The following is a 17,175-nucleotide window of genomic DNA, read 5'->3' as shown; positions in this document are numbered from 1 at the left end:
CTTGTTCCGCGATCGTCGATAAGTAATACCCAAGAGGTATTACCATGCGCGTCACCGAAAAAGGCCAGGTCACCATCCCCAAGGACATCCGCGATCGGCTCGGCATCAAGCCGGGCTCGGAAGTCGATTTCGTTGTCGCCGAGGAAGGCGTCATGCTGGTCAAGAACGGCGATACAAGCGATGCATTCAAGAACTTCGACGCCTGGGCGAGAAGTGTCGAGGGCACTTTCGACACCAATGGCATGACCTCAGACGAATATGTCGATTGGCTGCGAGGACCGCGTGATGACCTCGACCGTCATTGATACCAATGCACTGATCGATGTGCTCGGGCCGAATAGCGCGACGCGGGCGTGGTCAGTGGACGCAATGCGCCGCTGCTTCGAGGAGGGGCCGTTGGTGATCAACCCGGTCATCTGGTCTGAGTTGGCTGCCTCGCCGTTGAGCGAGCAACAGCTCAGCCAGGCGCTAGATTGGCTCGACTTGAAGAAAGAACCCTTGTCCTATGAAGTGGCCTTCCGGGCTGGAAAGGCGCATCTGCTTTACCGACGAAGCGGAGGGCAGCGCGAACGCACCCTTCCGGATTTCTTCATCGGCGCCCACGCGGCCGTCCGGTCCCACCGCCTACTGACGCGGGATGCGGCGCGCTACCGAAGCTACTTCCCCGACCTCGACATCATATCCCCTGAAACCCACCCCCTGTAACGCGACGGACCTATCCATGATCGGCAAACTCAAAGGCACCATCGATGAGATCGGCGACGACTATGTCCTCGTCGACGTCCACGGCGTCTGCTACGTCGCCCACTGCTCCTCGCGCACCCTCGGTCGGATCGGCTCGGCGGGCGAGGCGGTCGTGCTCTTCATCGAGACCTATGTGCGCGAGGACCAGCTGAAACTCTTCGGCTTCATGAGCGCGCTGGAGCGGGAATGGTTCAACCTCCTGCAAAGCGTCCAGGGTGTCGGCGCCAAAGTGGCGCTGGCCGTGCTCTCCACCCTTACGCCGTCGGAACTCGCCAATGCGATTGCGCTCCAGGACAAGGCCGCGATCTCCCGCGCCCCCGGCGTCGGCCCGAAGGTGGCGCTGCGTCTCGTCACCGAACTGAAGAACAAGGCCCCGGCCTTTGCCGGCGAAGCCTCGGCCAATATCGGCCTCAAGCAGGAACTCGGCGAAGGCGTGGCCTCCGCCCCGGTTGCCGACGCCGTCTCGGCACTCACCAATCTCGGCTATTCCCGCGACCAGGCCGCCAATGCCGTGGCTGCAGCCTTGAAGAACGGCGGCGAAGGGGCAGACAGCGCCGAGCTGATCCGGCTGGGGCTGAAGGAGCTGTCGCGGTGAACTGTCCTCCGAATTTGTCTCATTCCGACATTTCTGCTATTGTCGGAAAAAGCGAAAGACGTCGGAGTGCCGCATGAGAGTTTGGGACGTCACCATATCGGCCAAGGGCCAAATCACCATTCCCAAAGAGCTGCGCGAGCAGTTGACGCTAAGCCCTGGCGATCAGATGGTTTTCAGCGTGGTCGACGGAGAGATCGTCATCACCCCCAAGAATATCGACCTTAAAGATCTGGCGGGTTTCCTGGGCACCCCGCCCAACGGACGCTCGACACTCGAAGAGATTGACGAAACCGTCGTGCGGACGGCAGGCGCAAACGCCCTGTCTGCGAACGGCAACGATCCGTCGGACATCGCGGCATGACCCTGGTCGGCCTCGACACCAACATCGTCATCCGGCTTCTGACCAATGACGATCCTGACCAAAGACATGCAGCCCTGCGTTTTGCAGAGGGGCTCGGCAAGAACTATCTGGCCTTTCTTCCCCTCATCTGTGTACTGGAACTGGACTGGGCGCTGCGCTCGCAGCTCGGCTACACCAGACGAGACGCATCAGCGGCCATAGGCAAACTCCTCCAGGTTCGGGGCCTGACCGTCGAAAGCCACGATCTCGTCGTAAAGGCGCTGCGGCAGGTCGACCAGAAGAATGCAGACTTCGCCGACGCCTTGATTGCGGCCCGATCTCTTCAAGAAGGCTGCGCCTCCGTAAAGACCTTCGACAAACGCGCCGCCTCCCGCGTGCCCGGCATGGAACTTCTCGCATGATGACCAACAACCCGATCCTGACGCCTGAAAAACGCGGCGAAGACCTCGATGCGGCGCTGCGCCCGCAGACGCTCGACGACTTTACCGGTCAGGCGGAAGCCCGCGCCAATCTCAAGATCTTCATCGAGGCCGCGAAGAACCGGGGCGAGGCGCTGGATCACGTCCTCTTCGTCGGCCCGCCCGGCCTCGGCAAGACCACGCTTGCCCAGATCATGGCCAAGGAACTCGGCGTCAACTTCCGCTCGACCTCCGGCCCCGTCATCGCCAAGGCCGGCGATCTCGCGGCACTCCTCACCAATCTCGAAGAGCGCGACGTGCTCTTCATCGACGAGATCCATCGCTTGAGCCCCGCCGTCGAGGAAATCCTCTATCCGGCGATGGAGGATTTCCAGCTCGATCTGATCATCGGCGAAGGGCCTGCCGCTCGCTCGGTCAAGATCGACCTGTCGAAATTCACCCTGGTTGCCGCCACCACCCGCCTCGGCCTGCTGACAACCCCGCTGCGCGACCGCTTCGGCATTCCGGTGCGGCTCAATTTCTATACAGTCGAAGAACTGGAATCGATCGTCCGCCGTGGCGCCCGCCTCTTGAACCTGCCGATGACGGAAGACGGCGCCCGCGAAGTCGCCCGCCGGGCGCGTGGCACGCCGCGTATCGCCGGTCGCCTGCTGCGCCGTGTGCGCGACTTTGCCGAAGTCGCCCGCGCCGAAGCCGTGACCCGTGAGATCGCGGATGAAGCCCTGACGCGGCTCAATGTCGACAACATGGGGCTCGACCAGCTCGACATGCGCTATCTCTCGATGATCGCCGTCAACTTCGGCGGCGGCCCGGTCGGCATCGAAACCATCGCGGCCGGCCTGTCGGAACCGCGTGACGCCATCGAGGACATCATCGAGCCCTACATGATCCAGCAGGGTTTTATCCAGCGCACGCCGCGCGGCCGTGTTTTGACCGCAAACGCGTGGAAGCATCTGGGAATGCAGCCGCCGAAGGACCTGGAGGCCGCGCAATTCCGGCTGACGCTCGAGGACGACTGAATGATCACACGGCGGGGGCTGATGAAGCTCTTTGGAGCGGGCTTCCTCAGTCTGCTGGCGACCGCTGCCTATCCGTTCACCGAGGTCTTCCGGCGCCCAGAGATTCGCCGATACGCATTGACGCCCAAGAACTGGCCGTCGGGGCTGAGGATACGCGTGGCAGTCTTGGCCGATTTCCACGCCTGCGAACCCTGGATGGACGTGGCGAGAATCGAGGCAATCTGCGCGATGGCCAACGAGTTGGAGCCGGATATATGCCTGCTGCTCGGCGATTACGCCGCTGGGACCAACGTCGTCAGCAACTATGTCGACGCGGCAGACTGGGCGACCGCCCTTTCGACCCTGAAAGCGCCGCTCGGCATCCATGCCATTCTCGGCAATCACGACTACTGGGAGGACATCGCCTTCCAGCGCGACCCTTCGACTGGGAACATCGCGACGAAGGCGCTCCGGCAAGCGGGCATTGCGACCTATGTCAACGAGGCTGTGCGGATGGAAAAGGATGGCCAGGCATTCTGGATCGCTGGCCTCGGCGATCAGATGGCTCTGCGCCCCGGCAAGAAGTTCAACCGTAAAACCATGACCGGGATCCATGACCTGGTAACGACCATGGGTCATGTCACCGACGACGCGCCAGTCATCCTGATGGCGCACGAACCCGATATCTTTCCGGAGGTGACCGAACGCATCAGCCTCACGCTGAGCGGTCACACGCATGGTGGACAGATCAATCTCTTCGGCTGGCATCCCGTCGCGGCATCCCGCGGTTCATGGCGTTATCCGGGTGGCCATTTCCACGAGAACGACCGGGACCTCATTGTCTCGCGCGGTCTCGGCTGTTCGTTTTTGCCAGTCAGAGTCGGCGTCCGCCCTGAAATCCTCCTGCTCGAACTGGGTTCCGCCTGATGTCCAAACGCACCCTCATCACCATCAAGGACGGCAAGCGGCGTTTCAACCACCGCATCGCCGGCCTCGCCTTCCGTGATGGACACGTGCTTGTCCACCGCGCCACCCACGAGACCTTCTGGACCTTTCCGGGCGGGCGCGCAGAGATCGGCGAGACCTCGACAGAGACTCTCCTGCGCGAAATGCAGGAGGAACTGGGTGTTGAAGCAAAGATCGGCCCGCTTCTGTGGGTCGTCGAAAACTTCTTCGACTACGAGGGCAAGGCCTGGCATGAACTCGGCTTCTACTACCAAATGGAAATCCCGGAGCACTTTCCCTTCCACACAACCGACATCGTCCACCGCAACGAGGACGGCAAGAACAGCCTGGAGTTCAAATGGGTGCCCGCCACCCGAGATGCCCTGAAGTCGCTCGACATCCCGCCCTATTTCATCGCTGATGAGATCGAAAACCTGCCAGCCTCGCCCCAACACGTGGTCTGGCATGATGGGGACCTGGACACGCCATGACCGACGCCATCAGGTTCATCCGCAAGCTCGCTTACGCCAACATGCTGGCGAATGACCGCCTGCATGAGGCGATCAGGCTCCTTGAACCCGGAGAGTTCGAGGCACCCCGCACCAGCTTCTTTCCCTCGCTGGTCGCAACGCTCAATCACATCCTGATCGTCGACTGGTTCTATATCGACGCGCTGGAAGACGGCACGCTTGGCCCGAAAGCCTGGGAGGACGAAATTCCGTTTCCGAACCCCAAGGAACTGCGCACCGCTCAACGGACATCCGACCGACGGCTGCTGGCATTCTGTCAGTCGCTGCGCGGTGAGGGTACCGCCCGCCCCGTCCATATCCACCGTGCAGGTCGTATTCAGGTGGAGCGGACAGACGACGTCCTCTCCCACCTCTTCCAGCACCAGACCCATCATCGCGGCCAGGTCCATGCCATGTTGTCAGGCACCAGCATCAAGCCGCCGCAGATCGACGAATTCATCGTCGCGGATGATGCCGCAAGCCGCGCCGATGCCATGCAAAGGCTGGGTTTGACCGAAGCCGAGGTGATGCAACTGGACAGTTGAGCCTGTCATGCGCTAGCGAGCGCAGAACGCGAAGCCCCCTCGGCAACCGTCTCAGGTCAGGCCCATCTCGAAACTTGCCCTCCGGAGATCTACCATGATATCAGTATCCGTTCCCCTCTCCGGCGAGATCACCGACGGCGTGCATTCCCTCACCCAGCGCGTCTACTATGAAGACACCGATTTCTCCGGCGCGGTCTATCACGCCCGTTATCTGCATTTCATGGAACGCGCCCGCACCGATTATCTCCGCTGCCTCGGCGTCGAGCAGTCCGCCCTGTTCGAGACATCCGACGAGGGCCTCGCTTTCATGGTCCATCGCATGGAGATCGACTTCAAGGCTCCGGCCCGTATGGACGACATCGTGACGGTGCGCACGCGCACCGAAAAGGCGGGCGGTGCCAAGATGATTCTCGAGCAGGAAATTCTGCGCGACGACCGGCTCCTGATCGCAGCCAGGGTGGTGATAGCCGTGGTCAATCGCAGCGGCCGTCCCCGCCGCCTGCCCGAGACGCTTGCATCACAGTTCCTCGGCCAAGCCTGACAAGCCCGTGATCGGCCCGAAAAGTAACGCCTTCTTAACCATAATAGGGTCTTACTCCGGGCTGGGAGTTTGTGCAGCGCACGCCTTCCTTTGACCAAATTTTCAGCCCAGAAGGCATTCTGGGAGCTTAGGCGGGATAGGGATGTCGGCGGCAGCGACCGCATTCTTCCAGCAGCACAGCTCATGTCGCCGCCCGGTCCTTTCGCCGGGCGTTTGGATTTCGGGGAATATTTGGCATGGAACAAGTTGGAATGGCAGCAGCAACCCACGACGTGAGCCTGTGGGGACTGTTCATGCAGGCGGGCCTGATCGTCAAGTTTGTCATGCTCGGCCTCCTGGCCGCCTCGGTCTGGACCTGGGCGATCGTCATCGACAAATATCTGAGTTATGCCCGCGCCCGTCGCCAGTTCGACCAGTTCGAACAGGTCTTCTGGTCCGGCCAATCGCTGGAAGAACTGTACCGCACGCTCGCCGAGCGCAACAACACCGGCCTTGCCGCCATGTTCGTGGCCGCCATGCGCGAATGGAAGAAGAGTTTTGAGCGCGGCGCCCGCTCGCCGATCGGCCTGCAGATGCGTATCGACCGCGCCATGGACGTGACCATGGCCCGTGAGTCGGAAACGCTCGAAGGCCGCCTCTCCTCGCTCGCCACAATTGGTTCTGCAGCGCCCTTCATCGGCCTCTTCGGTACCGTTATCGGCATCATGACCTCGTTCCAGGCCATCGCCGGTTCGAAGAACACCAGCCTTGCCGTCGTCGCCCCCGGTATCGCCGAAGCGCTGCTCGCGACCGCCATCGGCCTGGTTGCCGCTATCCCCGCCGTCATCGCCTACAACAAGTTCTCCGGCGAAGCCGGCAAGCTGACGGCCCGCATGGAAGGCTTCGCCGACGAATTCTCGGCCATCCTCTCGCGCCAGATCGACGAGAAGCTGCAGCCCCGCCAGGCGGCGCAATAAGGCCTCGACGGCAGGAGATTAGACCATGGGTATGTCAGTCGGTTCAGGTGGAGGTGGTGGTGGCCGTCGCGGACGTCGCAGCGGCAAACGCGCCCTCGTCAGCGAAATCAACGTCACCCCTATGGTCGACGTCATGCTGGTGCTCCTGATCATCTTCATGGTCGCAGCCCCGATGATGACGGTCGGCGTTCCCATCGACCTGCCGCAGACGCAGGCCAAGGCGATGAACAGCGAAACTCAGCCGATCACCGTCTCGGTCAATCCGAAGGGCGAGATCTACCTGCAGGAAACGGCAATCCCGATCGACGAGGTCGTGCCGAAACTGCAGGCGATTGCCACCACCGGCTACAACGAACGCATCTACGTGCGCGCCGATACCGCCGCCACCTACGGCATTGTCATGCAGGTCATGGCGCGGATCTCGGCCGCCGGTTTCACCAATATCGGTCTCGTGACCCTACAGGAACAGCAGAACTGATCGGACGACATGAAGGGCAGCCTCTTCACATCTTCGTTTCTGCACGGACTGGCGCTCGTAGCGACGCTGGTGAGCCTTGGCTCGCCTGAAAAGCTGGAAGTGGCCAACATGGAATCGCTTCCGGTCGACATCGTGCCGATCGAGGAGTTCACCCAGATCCAGCAGGGCGACAAGAAAGCCCCGCTGGCGGAGAAATCCGCCCCCGTTCCGACCAAGAAGCCGCCGACGCCTGAACCCGCCGAAAACTTTGGTGACAACGAGGTCGACCTGAAATCGCCGCCGACACCGTCGAAACGCCCGGTTGAGCAGGAAGTGGCGGCAGCGCCCGAGAAAGTCGAGACCCCGGTCCCCGAGCCGGATCCTGAGGTCAACGACGTCAAGGAAATCATCAAGGAAGAGACGGCTCCGCCACCGGAGCCGAAGCCCGCCGAGCCGACTCCGCCTGAACCCACCAAGCCACCGGAGCCGGCACCAGCCGAACAGGCGGCTGCCGAGGAAATTCCCCTTCCCGAACAGGCGCCGATCCCGGCCGCCCGTCCGCAGCCTGAGGTCGCCAAGCCCGCTGAGAAAAAGCCGGAGCCGAAGTCGACGCCGAAAAAGGACGCCAAGCAGGACACCAAGACGCAGGAGACGGCCAAGTCCAAGCAGCAGATGGAAAGCGACTTCAACGCTGATGAAGTGGCCGCCCTGCTCAACAAGACCGAAAGCGCGACCGGCGGCAAAAAGGGTTCGACCGAACCGGCAGCGATGGGCGGCAAAACCAATACCGGTGGCTCCAAGCTCAGCCAGAGCGAAATGGATGCCCTGCGCGGCGCCATTCAGCAGAACTGGCTGATCACCCCGGGCATGGCCGATGCCGCTGACGTGCGCATCCGTGTCACCTTCCGCCTGAACGAAAACGGCGAACTGGTCGGCGAACCGGAAGCGACCGCGACCGGTGGCTCGCCCAGTGCCCAACAAGTCCTCATGAGCGGCGCCGTGCGTGCCGTTCGCAAATCCGCCCCGTTCACCAATCTGCCGCGGGACAAATACGACGCTTGGTCTGAAGTTGTCGTCAATTTCGACCCCAGCGAACTGATGTAAGAGCTGAAAGGCTTCGAGAGCATGAAAAACGCATTCCTCCGACTTCTGCTGGTCTGTGCCGGCCTGGCCGGCGCCTTCGTTTCCCCCGCGAACGCAGCCGTGGAAATCAATATCAACCGGGGCAACGTCCAGCCGTTGCCCATCGCCATCACCGACTTCGTCTCGACCGACGGCATCGGTGCGCAGATTTCGGCCGTGGTCGAGGCCGACCTGAAGCGATCGGGCCTCTTTGCCCCGATCAATCGCCAAGCCTTCATCGAGAAAATCTCCAATCCCGACCAGCCGCCGCGCTTCGAGGACTGGAAGGCCATCAAGGCCGATGCGCTCGTCGTCGGTCGCATCACGCGCGAGGCCGATGGTCGGCTCCGTGCCGAATTCCGTCTGTGGGACACCTTCGGTGGCCAGCAGATGACCGGCCAGCAGTTCTTCACCGATCCGAAGAACTGGCGCCGCGTCGCCCATATCATCGCCGATGCGATCTATGAGCGTATCACCGGCGAAAAGGGCTATTTCGACACCCGCGTCGTCTTCGTCTCCGAAAGCGGCCCGAAGACCGACCGCAAGCGCCAGCTGGCGATCATGGACCAGGACGGCGAGAACGTCCGCATGCTGACCAACAGCAAGGACATCGTTCTGACGCCGCGCTTCTCGCCGAGCCGCCAGGAAATCACCTACATGTCCTTCGAAGGCGACCAGCCGCGCGTTTACCTGCTCCAGCTGGAGACCGGTGGCCGTGAAGTGGTCGGCAATTTCCCCGGCATGACCTTTGCCCCGCGCTTCTCGCCCGATGGCCAGCGCGTCATCATGAGCCTGCAGCAGGACGGCAATGCCAATATCTATACGATGGACCTGCGCTCGCGCACGACCACCCGCCTGACCTCGACGGCGGCCATCGACACCTCGCCCTCCTATTCGCCTGATGGCAGCCAGATCGTCTTCGAAAGCGACCGTGGCGGCCGCCAGCAGCTCTATGTCATGGGTGCCGACGGCTCCGGCCAGCGCCGCATTTCCTTCGGCGACGGCTCCTACTCCACCCCGGTCTGGTCCCCGCGCGGCGACCTGATCGCCTTCACCAAGCAGTCCGGCGGCAAGTTTTCGATCGGCGTGATGAAGACCGACGGTTCGGGCGAACGCATCCTGACCACCGGCTTCCACAATGAAGGCCCGACCTGGGCGCCGAATGGCCGTGTCCTGATGTTCTTCCGTCAGAACGCCGGCGCAGGCGGCCCGCAGCTCTTCTCGATCGACCTCTCCGGTTACAACGAGCAGCTGGTCAAGACCCCCTCCTTCGCATCCGACCCGGCCTGGTCGCCACTGATGGAATAGGACTGACGAAAAAGAGGCGCGAAAGCGCCTCTTTTTTGCCGTAAACACCAGCAAATCGGGGCCATTCCCACCCGTTTTACCGATTTGTTAACCATGATTGTTGGAAGCCGGTTAACCGCGATTGGTTATGGTCCAGCAACCCTAACAGGAAATTCAAGGAGACCGGCATGAGCCGCATTCATACTCCGGCCAAGAGCCGTCTGCAGACCCTCGCAACCAACCCGGCCCTCATCGCCCTCACGATGGCCCTGGCACTGGCCGGCTGCGCCAACAAGAAGAACCTGCCCAACAGCGCCGGTGATCTCGGCCTTGGCGCCAATGGTGCCGGTGCAGCGACCCCGGGCTCCGCCCAGGATTTCACGGTCAATGTCGGCGACCGCATCTTCTTCGACACCGACTCGACCTCGATCCGCGCCGACGCTGCCCAGACGCTCGACCGTCAGGCCCAGTGGCTGCAGCGTTATCCGAACTACGCCATCACCATCGAAGGCCATGCCGACGAACGCGGCACCCGCGAATACAACCTCGCGCTCGGCGCACGCCGTGCCGCTGCGACCCGCGATTACCTCGCCCAGCGCGGCATTCCGGCTCAGCGCCTCAAGACCATCTCCTACGGCAAGGAACGTCCGGTCGCCGTCTGCGACGACATTTCCTGCTGGTCGCAGAACCGCCGCGCCGTCACCGTCCTCGGTGGCGCCGGCATGTGATCCGAAAAGGATCGCCTGAACAGAGAAGGCGGCCCCCGGGCCGCCTTTTACATTTCTCCTTAGTTTGGCCGAACTTGGTTGCTTTTTGCAGGCAATTGGAAAAATCTCCTGTGAGCGCCGGTTCGGTGCACTTCATCGCGAAAACAGGAAAAGGGACATGAAGAAACTTGTGATGGCCGCTCTGTTGGCGACGGCCTCGCTCACGGGACTGCATGGCAGCGCAGAGGCGTTCCAGCTGTTTCCGAACGTCTCGCTCGGACACAAGAAGGCGCCGGAGCAACAGCTGCGGGCCCAGGTCCAGTTGGCTCAGGCCACAGACCCGACGCTACGCGTCCAGCAACTCGAGGAAGAGCTTCGCGCGCTGAACGGCCGTATCGAAGAAATGAGCTTCCAGCTTCTGCAGATGCAGGAAACCATCCGCAAGCAGCAGGAAGACAACGAGTTCCGCTTCCAGGATCTTGAGAAGAAGAAGACCGGCTCCCTGTCGAAGCCGGTGGATGGAGGCGGCGGATCCGATTCCGTCGCTGAAATCATTACGGACACTCCGGACGTCGGCGCCAGCGCCGACGTTTCCGGTTCCGCACCCGGCGAACAGACGCTTGGCCAGATCGCGCTCGACAACAGTGGCGTGCCGGTCGACACCACGATCAATGACAGCGCCGTCGCCAATGGCTCCGCGCTGCCGGGCGTCGACGCACCAACCGTCGCGCCATCGGTCACCCCGCCCGCTGCCCCCAAGCAGACGGCCTCGCTGAACTCCGAAGCCGACGTCTATCAGGTCGCCTATGGCCACGTGCTGTCGGGTGACTACAGCCTCGCCGAAAGCGAATTCCGCGACTTCATCGAAGCCTATCCGAGCAGCGCGAAGATCGCTGACGCCAATTTCTGGCTTGGTGAGGCCCTTTATTCGCAGGGCAATTACAACGAGGCTGCCAAGACCTTCCTCAACGCCCATCAGACCTACAACACCTCGCCGAAGGCGCCTGAGATGCTGCTCAAGCTCGGCATGTCGCTGGCAGCCCTCGACAACACAGAGACCGCCTGCGCGACGCTGCGCGAAGTCTCCAAGCGTTACCCGAAAGCCTCCCGCGCCGTCGTCTCGAAGGTTGCGAGCGAGCAGAAGCGCCTGCGTTGCTGACGAGCGAGAAGGCGAGGCCATCGGTCCTGCCTGAACCACGCCTGCCCGACGCTGCGGCACACGCCTTCCTATCCGCCCTGAAGAAACCGACACGCCTGCTCGTCGCCATTTCCGGCGGCAGTGATTCGACCGGTCTGCTGCTCGCGCTCAAACAGGCGCTTGAGACGGCTAACCATCCCCTGCCCCACTCCCTCTGCGCCGTCACCGTCGATCACCGCCTGCGCGCCGACTCCACGAAAGAGGCGCGCGCCGTCAAGGCTCTGTGCGAGCGGCTGTCCATTCCCCATCGCATTCTCGAGTGGACCGGCGAAAAGCCCCGGAGCGGCCTGTCTGCAGCCGCCCGAAATGCCCGCTACGGCCTGCTTGCCCAGGCGGCCGACACGTTAGCCGCCGACGCCGTCGTTACAGGTCACACGCTGGACGACCAGGTCGAGACGATCGCCATGCGGGCCGAACGCTCGACCGAAGCAGCACTCGGCCTTTCCGGCATGGCTTGCGCGACCTTGTACGAGCGGCGCCTCTGGGTCCTGCGCCCCTTCCTGCAGACCACACGTGAGGCCATCAGAACGTTTCTCACAGATGCCGGCGAGACCTGGATCGACGATCCCAGCAATGACGACACCCGCTCCGAGCGGGTCAGGATCAGAAACCTGAGGCTTGAACCGGATCTCGCCGCCATCACCGGGGCCGGTCAGGCGCGCCGCGAACTCTCAGCCCAGGCTGCCGGGTGGATCGCCCGCCATGCCCGGCCGGTTGGGATGCAGGCGATCCAAATCAGCCTCGCCGATACGCCCGCGCCAACAGAGGCTGTCCGGCACGCGCTCTCGACCCTCGCGGCCATTCTCGGAGGCCGCCCACACCGTCCGGCAAAGACGGCGCTCGACCGCCTGACGACCCACCTGGCGAAGACCGGGGATTTCGCCCTCACGCTCTCCGGCTGCCTCATCGTCAGGCGAAAGGCGAACCTCTTTCTCACCCGCGAAAGGCGCGGTCTTTTGCCGCTCCCCCTGCCGGCGGGAGAACGTCGCATCTGGGACGGACGCTACGAAATCGCCAATCATGCCGGGACGGACCTGATCGTCACGCCCGGTCCGTCAATGGCCATCGCGGCCGACCTTCCCCACCGCATGCGCACGGCCATGCTGGCAAACAGCCCGCATATCCGGACATCCGAGGGCAAGAACGACATCTCAGGTGACGATTTCGCCATCACGCCGCGCCTCTCGCTCTTTGATCCTTTCCTGCCGGATTTCGAACTCGCACTCGCCGACGGAATCGCAAGACTTCTCGACCGGGAACCGGCCATTGCCTGTCCCGTTTAAGACTTATTGACGGAAAACGATGGGATAAGGCCGGTTTGCCTTGGCAATGGCGCAGTGCGCTCCTATGTTAGCCAGTAAGACAGCGGGGTCCGTCCCGCGACACCTGTTCGGGGAATTCAATGAACCCAAATTTTCGCAATTTCGCGCTCTGGGCGATCATCGCTCTTCTGCTGATCGCCCTGTTCAGCATGTTCCAGACGTCACCGTCGCAATCGAGCTCGCGCGAGATTCCGTATTCGCAATTCCTGCGTGAGGTTGATTCGGGCCGCGTCCGCGACGTGACCGTGACCGGCAACCGCGTTCTCGGGACCTATTCCGAAAACGGCACCGCCTTCCAGACCTATGCGCCCGTCGTTGACGACAACCTTCTGAGCAAGCTCGAAGCCAAGAACGTCATGATCGTCGCCCGTCCGGAAACCGACGGCTCGTCCGGCTTCCTGAGCTATATCGGCACGCTTCTTCCCATGCTGCTGATCCTCGGCGTCTGGCTGTTCTTCATGCGCCAGATGCAGGGTGGCTCGCGCGGCGCCATGGGCTTCGGCAAGTCCAAGGCCAAGCTTCTGACCGAAGCGCATGGCCGCATCACGTTTGATGATGTCGCTGGCGTCGATGAAGCCAAGCAGGACCTGGAAGAAATCGTCGAATTCCTGCGCGATCCGCAGAAGTTCCAGCGGCTGGGCGGCAAGATCCCGCGCGGCGTACTGCTCGTCGGCCCTCCGGGCACGGGTAAGACGTTGCTCGCCCGCTCGGTTGCCGGCGAAGCCAATGTTCCCTTCTTCACCATCTCCGGTTCGGACTTCGTTGAAATGTTCGTCGGCGTCGGTGCAAGCCGCGTCCGCGACATGTTCGAGCAGGCGAAGAAGAACGCGCCCTGCATTATCTTCATCGACGAAATCGACGCGGTCGGTCGCCATCGTGGCGCCGGCCTTGGCGGCGGTAACGATGAACGCGAACAGACGCTGAACCAGCTGCTTGTCGAGATGGACGGCTTCGAGGCCAATGAAGGCATCATCCTGATCGCTGCGACCAACCGTCCCGACGTTCTCGACCCCGCACTTCTGCGTCCGGGCCGTTTTGACCGCCAGGTTGTTGTCCCGAACCCTGACATCACCGGTCGCGAGCGCATTCTGAAGGTGCATGCGCGCAACGTGCCGCTCGCCCCGAATGTTGACCTCAAGGTTCTCGCCCGTGGCACGCCCGGCTTCTCCGGTGCTGACCTCGCCAACCTCGTCAACGAAGCCGCCCTCATGGCCGCCCGCCGCAACAAGCGCGTCGTCACCATGGCTGAGTTCGAAGACGCCAAGGACAAGATCATGATGGGGGCGGAACGCCGCTCCTCCGCCATGACCGAAGCCGAAAAGAAGCTGACCGCCTATCACGAAGCCGGCCACGCGATCACCGCTTTGCAGGTGCCCGTCGCCGACCCGCTGCACAAGGCAACCATCATTCCGCGCGGCCGTGCGCTTGGCATGGTCATGCAGCTTCCCGAGGGCGACCGCTACTCGATGAGCTACAAGTGGATGGTCTCGCGCCTCGTCATCATGATGGGTGGCCGCGTCGCGGAAGAGCTGACCTTCGGCAAGGAGAACATCACATCGGGCGCCTCCTCCGACATCGAGCAGGCCACCAAGCTTGCCCGTGCCATGGTCACCCAGTGGGGCTTCTCCGACGTGCTCGGCCAAGTCGCCTATGGTGAGAACCAGCAGGAGGTCTTCCTCGGTCATTCCGTGTCGCAGTCGAAGAACGTCTCGGAATCGACCGCCCAGAAGATCGACACGGAAGTCCGCCGCCTGATCGACGAAGCCTATACCGAAGCGCGCCGTATCCTGACCGACCATCACGATGCCTTCGTGGCAATCGCCGAAGGTCTGCTCGAATACGAGACGCTCTCGGGCGAAGAGATCAAGGCACTGATCCGCGGCGAAAAGCCGTCCCGTGACAGCGGCGATGAAGGTCCGAACACCCGCGGCTCCGCCGTGCCCTCGACCGGCCGCAAGGACGTGAGCAAGGGCGGCGAGACCGAAGGCGGCCTGGAACCACAGCCGCACTGAGAAAATCCGCAGTCGAAATACGAAGCAAGGCCACCCCCACCGGGTGGCCTTTTTCGTGGATGCCGAACGGTCGGGAGATGGCATGGCAGTATTGGTAACGGGATGTAATCCGCTTTTGCTGTAATTTATGTGTTGTTCTCCACAATTTGTGGCATGAGCAGCCAACACATTCGCGCAAGCGCTCTGTGACACGATCAGAGCTGCAAGCCACCCTCGCTATGGGACACGAAGGAAAACAGATGACACGTCGTTATTTTGGCACCGATGGCATTCGCGGGCTGTCGAACCGCTTCCCGATGACGCCGGATCTCGCCATGCGCGTCGGCATCGCCGCCGGCACCCTTTTCCGCCGCGGCGGCCATCGCCACCGCGTGGTGATCGGCAAGGACACGCGCCTGTCGGGCTACATGCTGGAAAATGCCATGGTCGCGGGCTTCACCGCAGCCGGTCTCGACGCCTTCGTTCTCGGCCCGATCCCGACACCGGCCGTCGCCATGCTCACCCGCTCTCTGCGCTGCGACCTCGGCGTGATGATCTCGGCCTCGCACAATCCCTTTGCCGACAACGGCATCAAGCTCTTCGGCCCGGATGGCTACAAGCTCTCCGACGAGCTGGAAATGCAGATCGAGGAACTGCTGGAAAAGGACATCTACGGCCAGCTCGCCGCGCCGACCGACATCGGTCGTGCCAAGCGCATCGACGGCGTCCATGACCGTTACGTCGAATTTGCCAAGCGCACCCTGCCCCGCGATGTGACGCTCCACGGCCTCAGGGTCGCCATCGACTGCGCCAACGGCGCTGCCTACAAGGTGGCACCGGCAGCCCTTTGGGAACTCGGCGCCGATGTGGTGACGATCGGCAATGAGCCGAATGGCACGAACATCAATCTCGATTGCGGCTCCACCCATCCGGAAGCCTTGCAGAAGAAGGTCCATGAAGTGCGTGCCGATATCGGCATCGCGCTCGATGGCGACGCCGACCGCGTCATCATTGTCGACGAGAACGGCACGGTGATCGATGGCGACCAGCTGATGGCCGTCGTGGCGGAAACCTGGAAACAGGATGGCCTGCTGCGCGGCAATGGCATTGTCGCCACCGTCATGTCCAATCTCGGCCTCGAACGCTTCCTTGGCGGCAAGGGGCTGACGCTCGCCCGCACCAAGGTCGGTGACCGCTACGTCGTCGAACACATGCGGAGCCACGATTTCAATGTCGGCGGCGAACAGTCCGGCCATATCGTGCTCTCCGACCACGGCACCACCGGCGATGGCCTGGTGGCCGCGCTGCAGATCCTCGCGGCCGTCAAGCGCACCGGCAAGACGGTGAGCGAGATCTGCCACCGCTTCGATCCCGTGCCGCAGCTGCTGCGCAACGTGCGCTTCTCCGGCGGCAAGCCGCTGGAAGATGCTGTCGTCAAGCAGGCGATTGCCGACGCAGAGGCCGAACTCGCCAAGTCCGGCCGCCTCGTCATCCGCCCCTCCGGCACCGAGCCGCTGATCCGCGTCATGGCCGAAGGCGACGACAAGGAACAGGTCGAGCGCATCGTGAACGGCCTGGTCGACGTGATCGCCAGCGTGCGCAGCGCGGCTGCCTGACGCCCACAAATCCTGAGACACGAAATCCACCGCCGCATCCAAGGCGAAATGCATGAAGCCCGGCCGCTCACGCAGCCGGGCTTCTTGTTTCAACGGATAGGATCGAAAATCAGGCCGACAGCTTGGCCATGACTTCGTCAGACACTTCGAAGTTCGAATAGACGTTCTGCACGTCGTCATCGTCTTCCAGCGTGTCGATCAGCTTCATCAGCGAAGTCGCCTTTTCCTCGTCGACTTCGATCGTGTTCTGCGGCTTCCAGATCGCCTTGACGGATTCGGCACCACCCAGCACCGCTTCCAGCGCCTTGGACACTTCGTTCATGTCCTCGAAGGCGCAGTAGATGGTGTGGCCGTCTTCGTCGGAGACGACATCTTCGGCGCCGGCTTCGATCGCGGCTTCCATGACCTTGTCGGCGTCGCCGACGGAAGCCTTGTAGGTGATTTCGCCGACATGGTCGAAGGAGAAGGACACCGAGCCGGTTTCGCCCAGCGCGCCGCCGGCCTTGGAGAAGGTCGAACGGACGGAAGACGCCGTGCGGTTGCGGTTGTCCGTCAGCGTCTCGACGATAACAGCAACGCCACCCGGACCGTAGCCTTCGTAGCGGATCGCGTCATAGGTCTCGGCATCGGCGCCGGACGCCTTCTTGATCGCGCGTTCGATGTTGTCCTTCGGCATCGACTGTGCCTTGGCGTTCTGAACGGCCAGGCGAAGTGCTGCATTCATCGTCGGGTCGGGCAGACCTGTCTTTGCAGCAACGGTGATTTCGCGTGCGAGCTTGGAGAACATCTTCGAACGGATACCGTCCTGTTTCCCCTTGCGGTGCATGATGTTTTTGAACTGTGAATGGCCAGCCATGGCACC

At 62.4% G+C, this 17,175-nt stretch carries 20 protein-coding genes; 19 read left to right on the top strand and 1 reads right to left on the bottom strand.

All coding sequences use genetic code 11. The features are described from left to right. Positions 1-44 precede the first annotated feature (44 nt). The 19 genes from DFO46_RS02975 (at position 45) to glmM (ending at position 16,313) form a co-directional block, all read left to right on the top strand. Complete coding sequence (locus tag DFO46_RS02975) at positions 45-305, top strand: AbrB/MazE/SpoVT family DNA-binding domain-containing protein (RefSeq protein WP_120276280.1); 261 nt, start codon at positions 45-47, stop codon at positions 303-305. Continuing rightward, a complete protein-coding gene (locus tag DFO46_RS02970; protein ID WP_183041827.1) occupies positions 286-705 on the top strand; it encodes a type II toxin-antitoxin system VapC family toxin in 420 nt (139 codons plus the stop codon). Before DFO46_RS02975 ends, DFO46_RS02970 begins: the two co-directional genes overlap by 20 nt. A 16-nt stretch (positions 706-721) precedes the next feature. After that, positions 722-1,339: a Holliday junction branch migration protein RuvA gene (gene ruvA / locus DFO46_RS02965; RefSeq protein WP_120276278.1), complete on the top strand. Its 618-nt coding sequence runs from the start codon at positions 722-724 to the stop codon at positions 1,337-1,339. 73 nt (positions 1,340-1,412) lie between these two features. Further along, positions 1,413-1,700 carry an AbrB/MazE/SpoVT family DNA-binding domain-containing protein gene (locus tag DFO46_RS02960; protein ID WP_120276277.1) on the top strand — a complete coding sequence of 96 codons (288 nt, stop codon included), beginning with the start codon at positions 1,413-1,415 and terminating at the stop codon, positions 1,698-1,700. After that, complete coding sequence (locus DFO46_RS02955; protein WP_110791761.1) at positions 1,697-2,101, top strand: type II toxin-antitoxin system VapC family toxin; 405 nt, start codon at positions 1,697-1,699, stop codon at positions 2,099-2,101. Before DFO46_RS02960 ends, DFO46_RS02955 begins: the two co-directional genes overlap by 4 nt. Beyond that, positions 2,098-3,138 (top strand): Holliday junction branch migration DNA helicase RuvB, encoded by a 1,041-nt coding sequence (ruvB, locus tag DFO46_RS02950; protein ID WP_110791760.1) that lies wholly within the window; start codon positions 2,098-2,100, stop codon positions 3,136-3,138. The genes DFO46_RS02955 and ruvB overlap by 4 nt, the downstream gene beginning before the upstream one ends. Continuing rightward, a complete protein-coding gene (locus DFO46_RS02945; protein ID WP_120276276.1) occupies positions 3,139-4,044 on the top strand; it encodes a metallophosphoesterase in 906 nt (301 codons plus the stop codon). Beyond that, positions 4,044-4,553: an NUDIX hydrolase gene (locus DFO46_RS02940; RefSeq protein ID WP_120276275.1), complete on the top strand. Its 510-nt coding sequence runs from the start codon at positions 4,044-4,046 to the stop codon at positions 4,551-4,553. The genes DFO46_RS02945 and DFO46_RS02940 overlap by 1 nt, the downstream gene beginning before the upstream one ends. After that, a complete protein-coding gene (locus DFO46_RS02935) occupies positions 4,550-5,116 on the top strand; it encodes a DinB family protein (protein WP_120276274.1) in 567 nt (188 codons plus the stop codon). The genes DFO46_RS02940 and DFO46_RS02935 overlap by 4 nt, the downstream gene beginning before the upstream one ends. Positions 5,117-5,210: 94 nt before the next feature. Then, positions 5,211-5,657 (top strand): tol-pal system-associated acyl-CoA thioesterase, encoded by a 447-nt coding sequence (gene ybgC, locus DFO46_RS02930; RefSeq protein WP_120276273.1) that lies wholly within the window; start codon positions 5,211-5,213, stop codon positions 5,655-5,657. A gap of 236 nt (positions 5,658-5,893) precedes the next feature. Further along, entirely contained in the window at positions 5,894-6,613 is a 720-nt protein-coding gene (gene tolQ, locus DFO46_RS02925; RefSeq protein WP_062279877.1) for a protein TolQ, read from the top strand. A 25-nt stretch (positions 6,614-6,638) separates the two neighbouring features. After that, positions 6,639-7,091, top strand: coding sequence for a protein TolR (tolR, locus tag DFO46_RS02920; RefSeq protein WP_113376311.1), 453 nt, complete (start codon positions 6,639-6,641; stop codon positions 7,089-7,091). Positions 7,092-7,100: 9 nt separating this feature from the next. After that, positions 7,101-8,174, top strand: coding sequence for a hypothetical protein (locus tag DFO46_RS02915; RefSeq protein WP_120276272.1), 1,074 nt, complete (start codon positions 7,101-7,103; stop codon positions 8,172-8,174). Between the two features lie 21 nt (positions 8,175-8,195). Continuing rightward, entirely contained in the window at positions 8,196-9,500 is a 1,305-nt protein-coding gene (gene tolB / locus DFO46_RS02910) for a Tol-Pal system beta propeller repeat protein TolB (protein WP_110791749.1), read from the top strand. Between the two features lie 167 nt (positions 9,501-9,667). Next, complete coding sequence (gene pal / locus DFO46_RS02905) at positions 9,668-10,207, top strand: peptidoglycan-associated lipoprotein Pal (protein ID WP_110791748.1); 540 nt, start codon at positions 9,668-9,670, stop codon at positions 10,205-10,207. 157 nt (positions 10,208-10,364) lie between these two features. Beyond that, entirely contained in the window at positions 10,365-11,345 is a 981-nt protein-coding gene (gene ybgF / locus DFO46_RS02900) for a tol-pal system protein YbgF (protein WP_120276271.1), read from the top strand. Continuing rightward, positions 11,339-12,667, top strand: coding sequence for a tRNA lysidine(34) synthetase TilS (gene tilS / locus DFO46_RS02895; protein ID WP_183041826.1), 1,329 nt, complete (start codon positions 11,339-11,341; stop codon positions 12,665-12,667). Before ybgF ends, tilS begins: the two co-directional genes overlap by 7 nt. Positions 12,668-12,786: 119 nt before the next feature. Then, positions 12,787-14,718 carry an ATP-dependent zinc metalloprotease FtsH gene (ftsH, locus tag DFO46_RS02890; protein WP_110791742.1) on the top strand — a complete coding sequence of 644 codons (1,932 nt, stop codon included), beginning with the start codon at positions 12,787-12,789 and terminating at the stop codon, positions 14,716-14,718. 239 nt (positions 14,719-14,957) lie between these two features. Then, positions 14,958-16,313, top strand: coding sequence for a phosphoglucosamine mutase (gene glmM, locus DFO46_RS02885; protein WP_120276269.1), 1,356 nt, complete (start codon positions 14,958-14,960; stop codon positions 16,311-16,313). Between the two features lie 109 nt (positions 16,314-16,422). On the opposite strand, the gene DFO46_RS02880 is transcribed toward glmM, so the two are convergent. After that, a complete protein-coding gene (locus DFO46_RS02880) occupies positions 16,423-17,169 on the bottom strand; it encodes a YebC/PmpR family DNA-binding transcriptional regulator (RefSeq protein ID WP_120276268.1) in 747 nt (248 codons plus the stop codon). Positions 17,170-17,175: the final 6 nt, after the last annotated feature.

Source organism: Rhizobium sp. AG855, assembly GCF_003610655.1.
In the GTDB taxonomy this organism is placed as follows: Bacteria; Pseudomonadota; Alphaproteobacteria; order Rhizobiales; family Rhizobiaceae; genus Allorhizobium; species Allorhizobium wuzhouense.
Note: the sequence above shows the minus strand (reverse complement) of the source record. Positions and strands in the feature narration are given on the sequence as shown.

Bases quoted from the DNA above. Each gene is read 5' to 3' on its own strand.
- DFO46_RS02975 (WP_120276280.1), top strand. From the start codon at position 45: ATGCGCGTCACCGAAAAAGGCCAGGTCACCATCCCCAAGGACATCCGC.
- DFO46_RS02970 (WP_183041827.1), top strand. From the start codon at position 286: ATGACCTCGACCGTCATTGATACCAATGCACTGATCGATGTGCTCGGG.
- ruvA (WP_120276278.1), top strand. From the start codon at position 722: ATGATCGGCAAACTCAAAGGCACCATCGATGAGATCGGCGACGACTAT.
- DFO46_RS02960 (WP_120276277.1), top strand. From the start codon at position 1,413: ATGAGAGTTTGGGACGTCACCATATCGGCCAAGGGCCAAATCACCATT.
- DFO46_RS02955 (WP_110791761.1), top strand. From the start codon at position 1,697: ATGACCCTGGTCGGCCTCGACACCAACATCGTCATCCGGCTTCTGACC.
- ruvB (WP_110791760.1), top strand. From the start codon at position 2,098: ATGATGACCAACAACCCGATCCTGACGCCTGAAAAACGCGGCGAAGAC.
- DFO46_RS02945 (WP_120276276.1), top strand. From the start codon at position 3,139: ATGATCACACGGCGGGGGCTGATGAAGCTCTTTGGAGCGGGCTTCCTC.
- DFO46_RS02940 (WP_120276275.1), top strand. From the start codon at position 4,044: ATGTCCAAACGCACCCTCATCACCATCAAGGACGGCAAGCGGCGTTTC.
- DFO46_RS02935 (WP_120276274.1), top strand. From the start codon at position 4,550: ATGACCGACGCCATCAGGTTCATCCGCAAGCTCGCTTACGCCAACATG.
- ybgC (WP_120276273.1), top strand. From the start codon at position 5,211: ATGATATCAGTATCCGTTCCCCTCTCCGGCGAGATCACCGACGGCGTG.
- tolQ (WP_062279877.1), top strand. From the start codon at position 5,894: ATGGAACAAGTTGGAATGGCAGCAGCAACCCACGACGTGAGCCTGTGG.
- tolR (WP_113376311.1), top strand. From the start codon at position 6,639: ATGGGTATGTCAGTCGGTTCAGGTGGAGGTGGTGGTGGCCGTCGCGGA.
- DFO46_RS02915 (WP_120276272.1), top strand. From the start codon at position 7,101: ATGAAGGGCAGCCTCTTCACATCTTCGTTTCTGCACGGACTGGCGCTC.
- tolB (WP_110791749.1), top strand. From the start codon at position 8,196: ATGAAAAACGCATTCCTCCGACTTCTGCTGGTCTGTGCCGGCCTGGCC.
- pal (WP_110791748.1), top strand. From the start codon at position 9,668: ATGAGCCGCATTCATACTCCGGCCAAGAGCCGTCTGCAGACCCTCGCA.
- ybgF (WP_120276271.1), top strand. From the start codon at position 10,365: ATGAAGAAACTTGTGATGGCCGCTCTGTTGGCGACGGCCTCGCTCACG.
- ftsH (WP_110791742.1), top strand. From the start codon at position 12,787: ATGAACCCAAATTTTCGCAATTTCGCGCTCTGGGCGATCATCGCTCTT.
- glmM (WP_120276269.1), top strand. From the start codon at position 14,958: ATGACACGTCGTTATTTTGGCACCGATGGCATTCGCGGGCTGTCGAAC.
- DFO46_RS02880 (WP_120276268.1), bottom strand. From the start codon at position 17,169: ATGGCTGGCCATTCACAGTTCAAAAACATCATGCACCGCAAGGGGAAA.